3 protein-coding genes and 1 pseudogene are annotated in these 2,139 nt (G+C 63.3%); all 4 read right to left on the bottom strand.

From position 1 onward, the window contains the following. Window positions 1-189: pseudogene (locus tag AS156_RS40115) on the bottom strand (OmpA family protein); the annotation flags it as partial. 183 nt (window positions 190-372) lie between these two features. Next, window positions 373-702: a hypothetical protein gene (locus AS156_RS45560; RefSeq protein WP_082747997.1), complete on the bottom strand. Its 330-nt coding sequence runs from the start codon at window positions 700-702 to the stop codon at window positions 373-375. 70 nt (window positions 703-772) lie between these two features. Further along, window positions 773-1,159 carry a VOC family protein gene (locus AS156_RS40110; RefSeq protein WP_066516303.1) on the bottom strand — a complete coding sequence of 129 codons (387 nt, stop codon included), beginning with the start codon at window positions 1,157-1,159 and terminating at the stop codon, window positions 773-775. Window positions 1,160-1,222: 63 nt separating this feature from the next. Then, complete coding sequence (locus AS156_RS40105; RefSeq protein ID WP_066499812.1) at window positions 1,223-2,059, bottom strand: IS5 family transposase; 837 nt, start codon at window positions 2,057-2,059, stop codon at window positions 1,223-1,225. Window positions 2,060-2,139 lie beyond the last annotated feature (80 nt).

Genomic DNA, 2,139 nt, shown 5'->3' with positions numbered 1-2,139 from the left:
CGCCGGCGGTGCCGGATGTGCGGGGCCGCCCGGCGCGGGGCGCGGCTTTGGCTTTCCGTCCGGGCCGAGTTCTTCCTTCTGCGCCTGCGCAACGATGAGCGGCGAGGTTTGTGCGTGCGATGCTGAGGTGGCGAACTGCATCACCGTCAGCGCGGTCGTGGCAAGCAGCACGAGACGAAGCTTTGTCATGTAGTGGGGTCCCCGGAGGAAGGTCTGGGCAGGAAGGAAATGTAAAATCCGAACATTCGGCGGGACGATGAACTGCCAGCCGTTAGGCCGGATTGTGGCGGGCCACGAATCGCGGCCGAACTTTATTTCGACGTCATAACGGGTTGCAGGGGCGTTTGTTCAGGGCACATTCAGAAGAAACGCTCAGACATATGAATATCCGCAGCGGAACCTTGTCGGAAAGATGCTTCCCGGCGCTACAGATCGATCAGCCGAGGGCGGTGGACTGGTCGGGCCAGGTGGCGGAGGAACCGGCAATTCCTCAGGCAGGTCACCGGGAAGCTCGTTCGGCCGCGAGGGCTCGCCGGGCTCGTGCACTGGCTCCGGGACTTCCGGGCGAGGGGTGCCCGGTGGGATTCCCGGCGGGGGTTCGCTCGGTGTGCCCGGCGTCGTCGGCGGGATGCCGGGCGGCTCGACCGGCGTCGAGGTTGCGAGCTTGCGGGGATCGGGGCCACCGTGTCGCCTCGTGGTCATCAATCGCTCCATCGCATGTCGAAGCGACAACGGACCGCGTGCAGCGGCGTTCCTGACAGGTGACTGGAACTCACTCCGGCGCGTGACAGACCGCCTCGATGTTGTGACCGTCGGGATCGCGCACGAACGCGCCGTAGTAGTTGGGATGATAGTGCGCGCGAATGCCGGGCGGGCCATTGTCGCTGCCGCCGGCCGCTATCGCGGCCTTGTAGAAGGCATCGACCGTGGCGCGATCCTTCGCCGTGATCGCGATGTGCACCGGCTTGTTCATCGCGGTTTCGCCGCCGATCCAGAAATCCGGCTTGCCATCGGCGCCGAAACCGGCCGCGGCGTCGTGACCGGTCTGCTCCGCCGTCACTTCCATGATCAGGCTATAGCCGAGCGGCGCCAGCGCCGTCTGATAGAACGCCTTCGCGCGCTCGTAGTCGGAAACCGAAAAGCCGATATGATCGATCATCGCGAGCCTCCCTTGTCGTGGCTATATCGTAAACTCCATATCCCCTCATCCTGAGAGTCTGACTCAAAAAGCGTGTTGGGGCCTGGCGAGGCGTCTGATCAGGAGCCTGAGATGGGCGACGAGAAGCCAAGCGACTTCGGTTGCCGCGGAGCCCTCGAAGTCCTTGGCGAGACGACGGCACCTGCCGAACCAGGCAAAGGTACGCTCGACGACCCAGCGTCGGGGTAAGAGCTGGAAGCCTTTGACGCCGGGTGGCCGCTGGACAATATCGATGGTCCATTGGCCGCAATGGGACAGTGCGTCGAGCAGCTGTTTGCCGCGATAGACTCGGTCAGCAAAGACATGCTGAAGCCTGGGGAAGTGTTCTCTCAGATGTTCCAGCAGAGGGACAGCACCGTGGACATCCTGAACGTTGGCGGGATGCACGTGGACTGCCAGCAGCAGACCATTGGTGTCAGTGACGATGTGCCGCTTACGTCCATGAAGGCGCTTGCCGGGGTCGAAGCCGCGTGGCCCGCCGGCCTGCGTCGTCGGAGCCGTCTGGCTATCGATGACGGCAGCCGTCGGTCCCGGCTTGCGCCCGAGTTTCCGCCGCGCTTGCCGGACCAAGGCTCCGACGATCCGGTGCCACCGGCCACTGTCGCGCCAGGCATAAAAATAGCCTTGGACCGTCGAGTATGGCGGGAACTCGCTCGGCAGGGCTCGCCATTGGCAGCCCGTCGACAAAATGTAGAAGATCGCCTGCACGACCTCGCGCAAATCGACTTCCCGCGGGCGTCCTCGTCGCTGTCGCGCCGGCATCTTCCGGGATATCAGCGCCCACTCCGCATCGGTCAGATCGCTTGTGTAGCGCAGCCCTTTGCGTTGATACTCGACACGAGTGATTTCGGTCCACGGCATCGTACCCTCCCTCGAATCTTCGCAAATCCGAAGGAATCACAGCCAACCGAAATCACTCACTCCTTTTTCAGTCAGGCTCT

This window comes from Bradyrhizobium macuxiense (assembly GCF_001542415.1).
Taxonomy (GTDB): Bacteria; Pseudomonadota; Alphaproteobacteria; order Rhizobiales; family Xanthobacteraceae; genus Bradyrhizobium; species Bradyrhizobium macuxiense.
This window is presented reverse-complemented; position numbering and strand designations above follow the sequence as displayed.